8 protein-coding genes are annotated in these 7,197 nt (G+C 64.4%); 3 read left to right on the top strand and 5 right to left on the bottom strand.

What is annotated here, in order from left to right; translation table 11 throughout:
* Nucleotides 1-76: 76 nt before the first annotated feature.
* The 4 genes from AOQ71_RS16130 to mobB form a co-directional block, all read right to left on the bottom strand.
* Nucleotides 77-1,732 carry an OFA family MFS transporter gene (locus AOQ71_RS16130; RefSeq protein ID WP_057747719.1) on the bottom strand — a complete coding sequence of 552 codons (1,656 nt, stop codon included), beginning with the start codon at nucleotides 1,730-1,732 and terminating at the stop codon, nucleotides 77-79.
* Between the two features lie 318 nt (nucleotides 1,733-2,050).
* Complete coding sequence (locus AOQ71_RS16135; RefSeq protein WP_057747722.1) at nucleotides 2,051-2,314, bottom strand: sulfurtransferase TusA family protein; 264 nt, start codon at nucleotides 2,312-2,314, stop codon at nucleotides 2,051-2,053.
* Nucleotides 2,315-2,359: 45 nt separating this feature from the next.
* Nucleotides 2,360-3,616 carry a molybdopterin molybdotransferase MoeA gene (locus AOQ71_RS16140; protein WP_057747725.1) on the bottom strand — a complete coding sequence of 419 codons (1,257 nt, stop codon included), beginning with the start codon at nucleotides 3,614-3,616 and terminating at the stop codon, nucleotides 2,360-2,362.
* A 9-nt stretch (nucleotides 3,617-3,625) separates the two neighbouring features.
* A complete protein-coding gene (mobB, locus tag AOQ71_RS16145; RefSeq protein WP_057747728.1) occupies nucleotides 3,626-4,153 on the bottom strand; it encodes a molybdopterin-guanine dinucleotide biosynthesis protein B in 528 nt (175 codons plus the stop codon).
* Between the two features lie 199 nt (nucleotides 4,154-4,352).
* Here mobB and AOQ71_RS16150 point away from each other — a divergent pair, with 199 nt between their 5' ends.
* From AOQ71_RS16150 to AOQ71_RS16160, 3 genes are all read left to right on the top strand, one after another.
* Nucleotides 4,353-5,243: a formate dehydrogenase accessory sulfurtransferase FdhD gene (locus AOQ71_RS16150; RefSeq protein WP_057747731.1), complete on the top strand. Its 891-nt coding sequence runs from the start codon at nucleotides 4,353-4,355 to the stop codon at nucleotides 5,241-5,243.
* On the top strand, nucleotides 5,233-5,880 hold the full coding sequence (gene mobA, locus AOQ71_RS16155) for a molybdenum cofactor guanylyltransferase MobA (protein WP_205668231.1): 648 nt from the start codon (nucleotides 5,233-5,235) through the stop codon (nucleotides 5,878-5,880). Before AOQ71_RS16150 ends, mobA begins: the two co-directional genes overlap by 11 nt.
* Nucleotides 5,881-5,950: 70 nt before the next feature.
* Nucleotides 5,951-6,193, top strand: coding sequence for a hypothetical protein (locus tag AOQ71_RS16160; protein WP_057747737.1), 243 nt, complete (start codon nucleotides 5,951-5,953; stop codon nucleotides 6,191-6,193).
* On the opposite strand, the gene AOQ71_RS47865 is transcribed toward AOQ71_RS16160, so the two are convergent.
* The coding region (locus AOQ71_RS47865) for a substrate-binding domain-containing protein (RefSeq protein WP_245316896.1) at nucleotides 6,190-7,197 on the bottom strand (1,008 nt) is incomplete at its 5' end. The genes AOQ71_RS16160 and AOQ71_RS47865 overlap by 4 nt on opposite strands.

Below are 7,197 nucleotides of genomic sequence, written 5' to 3' on the forward strand. Positions count from 1 at the left end.
CTGGATTCTGTTCTTGAGCAATTCGACAGATGCGCGCGGAAGGCCATGTGACCTTCCGCGGCGGCATGGACTACGATCAGAAGATCTTGACCGCGCTCTCCAGCGTCTTCCAGACGCCCCAGGCCAAGGGAACTCCGACGAAAGCCCAGAACAGCGCCGCCTTGGCATCCAGACCGCCCCTGCCGATGCCAAACGAGCCGTGCTGGATCGCCGCTTCGTTCTTCGCGCTGGCCGCCTGCAAGCGGGTGACCTCCTCCTGGCTCATGTTCCACTTGGGATCGACGGGCTTGATCAGATAGTTGCAGATCAAGCCGGCGATCAGCATGGCGCAGAGGATGTACATCGTCGTGTTGTAGAGCTGATCGCGCGGCACGCCGGCGGCAAGTTGGAACTCGCGGATGTAGTTCACCACGACCGGGCCGATGATGCCCGCGGTCGACCATGCCGTCAGCAGACGGCCGTGGATGGCGCCGACGAACTGCGTGCCGAACATGTCGGCGAGATAGGCAGGCACGGTCGCAAAGCCGCCGCCATACATCGACAGGATGATGCCGAAGCCGACCACGAACAGCAGCTTCGAGCCCATTGCCGCAAAGGTCGGCGCCAGCGCGTAGAGCGCGATGCCGAGCAGGAAGAACGTGTAATAGGTGTTCTTGCGGCCGAGATAGTCGGACAGCGAGGCCCAGAAGAACCTGCCGGCGATGTTGAACAGCGACAACAGACCGGCAAAGCCCGCCGCGATGCCGGCGATGACGGTCTTCTGCTCAGTCGAGAGCTGGCTGAAAGTTACATCGGGCAGACCGATCAGCTTGCCGGCGAAGATCTCCTGCAACATCGGCGAGGCCATGCCGATCACGCCGATGCCTGCCGACACGTTCAGGCAGAGCACCCACCAGATCAGCCAGAACTGCGGCGTCTTGTGCGCATTGTCGAGATGCACGTGATGCTCGGTGATCATCGACTTCTTTTCGCTCGGCGGCGTCCAGCCCTCGGGCTGCCAGCCGACCGGGATCACGCGATAGGCAAACGCGCCGATCATCATGAACACGAAATAGATGATGCCCATCGCAACGAACGTCTCCCAGACACCGACCGAGGTCGGCGTCTTGAAATAGTTGATCAGGAGGTTGGCGAGGGGCGCGCCGATCATGGCGCCGCCGCCAAACCCCATGATGGCCATGCCGGTCGCCATGCCGCGACGGTCGGGGAACCATTTCACCAGCGTCGACACAGGCGAGATGTAGCCGAGGCCGAGACCGACGCCGCCGATCACGCCGCAACCGAGCCACATGATCCAGAGCTGGTGGACATAGACGCCGAAGGCGCCGATCAGAAGACCGCCGCCCCAGCAGCAGGCCGCGACGGCACCCGCCTTGCGCGGGCCGGCGCGCTCGAGCCAGCCGCCCCAGATCGCGGCGGAGACGCCGAGCAGCACGAAGAACAGCGTGTACATCCACCCCAGGCTCGCGACCTTCCAATCGCAGGTGGTGGTGAACAGCTCCTGAAACAGCGAGATGTCCGGGCAGGCCTTGCTCTGCGTGATGCCGATCGCGCGCGACAGCGGCAGCCAGAACACGGAGAAGCCGTAGGCCATGCCGATGCAGAGATGAATGCAGAGCGCAGCCGGCGGCACCAGCCAGCGGTTGAAGCCTGCCTTTGCGACCGTATGTTCGCGATCGAAAATTCCTGCGCCAGCGCCTGAAATCCTTCCCGCGCTCTCGATTGTCGTCATGCACTCCTCCCCTGCAGTCGCCCTTCTGAGCGAGACTGCCGCTACGATCCTGTTCCTCAGCCCATTGCGGCGCAGCTGTGGTCCCTGCTGCTCCGCAAAATCATCCAACACGCGCCAGGACCGTCACGCATGTCTGAAAAGTTAACCCCTCGAACAGGAGTCTATGCCCGATACGATGTGACGGCTTCGTGCGTGGCCCGCTGATCCGCGTATCGCGGGCAAGATTCAACCTTCGCGCCGGCACGGACAAAGTCAATTGGGGCAGAAGCCGGGATCGATGTCGATAGACAAAAGGTCGGTATCAGCGCAGTAACGCGCCTAAGAACGCAGCGCACCATTGGCGCTTTTTATCGAGCCATTCGCTTTTTCTATCAAGAACACGATGCGCGCCTCGTTGCGCTCGGTGATCTCCACCGTGTCGCCCGTCTCGCGGATCAGGTTCGGAATGTCAATGATCGACAAGGGATCGGTGCAGTGGACTTCGAGCTGATCGCCCGGCTGCAATGGTTTCAGCGCCTTGCGCGTCTTGAGGGCCGGCAACGGGCATTTGAGCCCGGTGAGATCAAGCGTCGTTCTGGTCATCAGGGCAACATGGCGGGAGGGATCGCTTGCGTCAACGCGAGGGACTCAGAGCAGGTTGGCGTAGGACAAGAAACCTACGAGGTCGCCGGGTTCGACGCGCGTGATATTTTCGCCGAGTTCAATGAGGCCATCGGTCTCCACCAATGACGACAGCAGGCCTGCTCCTTCGCGCGGGAACTTGATTGCCTCCAGCGCGCCATCCTGTGCGCGGCGCAAGGAGGCGCGAACATATTCGCGGCGACCCAGCTTCTTCCTATAGGTGAACGCCGCACGCAGCGGGATCGGCGCTAGCGGCTCCGGCAGGCTGCCGGCGAGCGCGAGCACGGTTGGCCGCACCACGTGAACGAATGTGACGAAACTTGCGACGGGATTACCGGGCAGCCCGATCAGCGGCGTGCCGCCGATGATGCCCATCGCCACAGGCCGGCCGGGCTTGATCGCCATCCGCCACAGCACGAGCGAGCCGACGCTCTCGACCGCTGCCTTGACGTGGTCCTCCTCGCCGGTCGAGACGCCGCCGGTGGTGAGGATCAGATCATGGTGCCCCGCCACCTGTTTCAATCCGTTCGCGAGCGAGGCACGCTCGTCGCGGAGAATGCCGAGATCGGAGACCTCGCAGCCGAGCCGGCGCAGCATCGCCATCAGCATGAAACGGTTGGAATCGAACAGCTGCGCGGCTGCACGCGTCTCGCCCGGCGAGGCCAACTCGTTGCCGGTCGAGAACACGGCGACACGAATGCGCCTGACCACGTCAAGTCGGGTCAGACCAAACGCGGCGGCAAGGGCAACATGCTGCGGCCGCAGTCGCAGGCCTGCTCGCAGCGCGATCTGGCCAACGGGGATATCCTCGCCTGCCGGCCGGACATTCGCACCCGACTTCAGCCCTGATGGCAGCACGATCTTTCCTGATACATCGATGCGGACATCCTCCTGCATGAACACGGTCCCGGCCCCCGGCGGCATCGGCGCGCCCGTGAAAATGCGTGCGGTGTGGCCGGGCTTGATCGGCGCCTGCGCAAGGCCGCCGGCCTGGATACGGCCATCGAGCGGGAAGGCCTGTTCCCCGTCCTGCGGAAGATCCCCGTCGCCGACGGCATAGCCGTCGACGGCAGAGTTGGTGAAAGGCGGCAACGGCAGCGGCGCCGCGATATCGCGCGCCAGCACGCGCCCGTCGGCATCCACGAGCGCCACCGTCTCTAGGTCGGCAATCGCGTGGACGCGGGTCGTGATCAGGCCAACAGCCTCGTCGACCGACATCATCGGTCCGCCGAAAGCAAAGCAATCGTCCGACAGTTGTGCCATGGTGCCTCGTCAGCGCGTCGCCGCGCTTCTTGCCATCGCATCCTCGACCTGTATCGCGGCACGCAGCATGAGAGCCGCTACAGCCTCGATGTCATCGAGATGGACGGTCGGCAGCCGGGTTTCAACCGCAGCGTCGGTGGCAATCCCGACAATGCCGGGATCATCGGGGAACAGCAGCGGCTTGGCATTGGCGGCGCGATGCACCTCGATCTTGCGATGCGGCTCGCGCTTGAAGCCTTCGACCACGACGAGATCGACCGCGGACAGCTTGCCGAGAAGTTCCGGCAACCGCGGCTCGGCTGCGCCGCGCAACTCGTGCATCAAGGCCCAGCGGTTCGACGACGCCACCAGCACCTCGGCCGCCCCGGCCTCGCGGTGGCGCCACGAATCCTTGCCGGGCACGTCGACGTCAAACCGATGGTGGGCATGCTTGATGACGGAGACGCGCAGGCCCTGCGCGTTGAAATGCGGGATCAGCCGCGTCAACAGCGTGGTCTTGCCCGCTCCGCTCCAACCTGCCAGGCCGATGACTTTCATAACCATTCGATCTCCGCCACCGGCTCGCGAGCAGATGGAACCTCCGGCCTCTCCCCGTCAGTGCGAGCGCAGCGAATCCAGACTGCTTCCGCGGAAAGATTCCGGATTGATGCGCTCGCACTGACGAGCGGAGGCATTTTGCCCATTCCCCGGCATGCTTATATCGGCTTGCGGGGAATGTCATGCTAACGTCGCGGCCATGATGAAGATCGACAAGGCCCCGGTGCCTCTGATTGTCCCTGACCCCGGCGACCCGCGCCTGACCCAGAGCGTGACCGGGACTGACCAGACCGGCGCCAGGGTCGAAATCAAGGTGCCGATGGAGCGGCCGCTGACGCTCTACCTGAATTCCCAGGAGATCGTCACCATGATGACGATCGGCGACTATCCGGAATATCTGGCGCTCGGCTATTTGCTGAACCAGAACATGCTGAAATACAACGACGCGGTCACCGAGGTCCAATATGACGACGACCTTCAGGTCGTTGTCGTGCGCACCTCACACCACACCAATTTCGAAGCCAAGCTCAAGAAGCGCACGCAGACTTCCGGCTGCGCGCAGGGCACCGCCTTCGGGGATCTGTTGGAAGCGGTCGAGAGCGTCGCGCTGCCAAAGGCGGAGCTGCGCACCTCCTGGCTCTACCGGATGACACAAACCATCAACACCATGCCATCGCTCTATCTCGAGGCCGGCGCGATCCATGGCTGCGTACTGTGCAAGGAAGGCGAGCCGCTCTGCTACACCGAGGATGTCGGCCGCCATAACGCGGTCGACAAGATCGCAGGCTGGATGTACCGCCACGGCGTCGATCCCGGCGACAAGATCCTCTACACCACGGGCCGCCTCACCTCGGAGATGGTGATCAAGACCGTACGCATGGGCATTCCGATCCTGGTGTCGCGATCCGGCTTCACTGCCTGGGGCGTCGATCTCGCGCGGCAAGTCGGCCTGACGCTGGTCGGACGCACCCGCGGCAAGCGCTTCATCGCACTCGCCGGCGAGGAGCGGATCGTCTACGACCAGAACCTCGCTTACGTCGAAGAGGAATCAGCGAGGCACAAGCGCAAGGGCGAAAGTGGTGACGACTAGCATTCCGCCAACGGGCCTTCCACCGACTCTTGGCGTGCTGCTCGCCGGCGGCCTGGCACGTCGCATGGGCGGTGGTGACAAGCCGATGCGCACCATCGGCGGCCGCACCATTCTGGAGCGCGTGATCGCGCGCCTGTCGCCCCAGTGCGATGGACTGATCCTCAACGCGAATGGCGACCCAGCGCGTTTCGCTGCATTCGGCTTGCAGGTTGTTGCCGACGACGTGCCCGGCTTCCCCGGTCCGCTCGCCGGCATTTTGGCCGCACTGGACTGGACCGCAGCAAACCGACCGGAGATCGAATGGGTGCTCAGCGCCGCCGGGGACTGCCCGTTCCTGCCACGTGACCTCGTCGCGCGGCTCCACGCGGCGCGGGCGCGGGAGAACGCGCAGCTCGCGGTCGCCGCCTCGGGCGACCAGTCGCATCCGGTGATTGGCCTGTGGCGCGTCGCGTTGCGCGACGAGCTGCGCCACGCCCTGGTCGTCGAGGATCTCCGCAAGATCGACCGCTGGACCGCGCGCTATCCGCTTGCGACAGTAACATGGCCGGCCGAGCCGCTCGATCCGTTCTTCAATGCGAACACGGTGGAGGACATCACTGCAGCCGAGCGTCTCGCGGCACTGGATGCGGCATCCTAGCATTTAACGGATCATCGAACCGGATGGAGACGAGCTGCGACTACTGATCGGGGCGCACTCCGGATCAGCCATGGCCGACTCTCTTCTGAATGCCATATTCGCGGTCGTCGATTTCGTGTTCGATCTCTCGAAAGCAATCGACAGCACCAAGCGGCTGGGCCAACAGGCCACGGGCAGCGACAAAATCGTCGACGTCCCGTCGGACCCGAAGCCGCTGCCACCGGCAGCGCAGCGTGCGCTTGCGGAAGCCGAGGAGCGGGAATGCGCGAGAGAGCGCGCCGCTCAAGCCAACGGCATCGGCTCGGTCGTCTAGGCACGCCGGAATCCGGCTCGCTGCAGCGCCGCACGCGCCTCATCCGAGCCGAGCGCATCGAGAAAAGCCTGCACGGCCGGACGCTGCTTGCGCGAGGTCACCAAGGCAAAATCATAATGCTCTTCCGCGAACGGAATGAAACCGAGATTGGCCGCATGGGCGACCGGCGCAATGGTCATGCCCCAGTCCGCACGGTGCTGCGCGACGGCCGCTGCAACCGCGTTGTGCGAGCGCGGCTGGTTCCAATAGCCTTCCGGGCGCGCTCCGCCGAGCAGGCGGTCGATCAAGATACGCGTGCCGGCGCCCTGGTTGCGGTTGACCATGATGCAGGCGGGGTCGGCGACCGCGGCAGCAACGGCCTCCTTTGCGCCGAGCTCCTCGAAACGCTTGTCCCCCCTGCGGAAGACAATGCCTTGCATCCGCCGCCATCCCGGCACGAGCTCGAGCCCCTCGACGAGATACGGCGCGTTGTAGGTCTCCGTCTTGTCGTCGAACAGATGGATCGGCGCGAGATCGCATTCGCCGCGCTTGGCCGCCGCCAGGCCCCCGAGACTGCCAACGGCAATCGAGCGCACAGTGAGGCCCGCATGGGCGAGCGGCGCGGTGACGAGATCGAGGCCGGTGCAATGGCTGCCGACGATGACGAGATCAGGCACCCGCACATGCGGCGTGAACAGCGTCACCTCGGCCTTCGTCCCCGCCGGCATCTGGTCGGCGAGCGCATCGATGCGCAGAAAGCCATCGGCCTGCGCGAAGGATGTGATCGCACCTGAGCCCTTGCCGGAAGGGTAGGCGATCAGCCCGTCCTTGCCCTCGACCAGCGAGACCATGATGAACTCGGTACGGCCAAGCTCGGAGGCAATGCGTACCGGCACGGTCGCACTCACCTTGGCATCAGAGCGCGGGGGCAATCCAGCCATCTTGCGCAGCGCCGGCACGATCATGTCGTGGAAGGTGAACATCGCCGAGGTCGGAAAGCCTGGCAGGATCACCACCGGCTTGCC

Origin of the sequence: Bradyrhizobium manausense, from assembly GCF_001440035.1 — a bacterium.
GTDB classification, from domain to species: Bacteria; Pseudomonadota; Alphaproteobacteria; order Rhizobiales; family Xanthobacteraceae; genus Bradyrhizobium; species Bradyrhizobium manausense.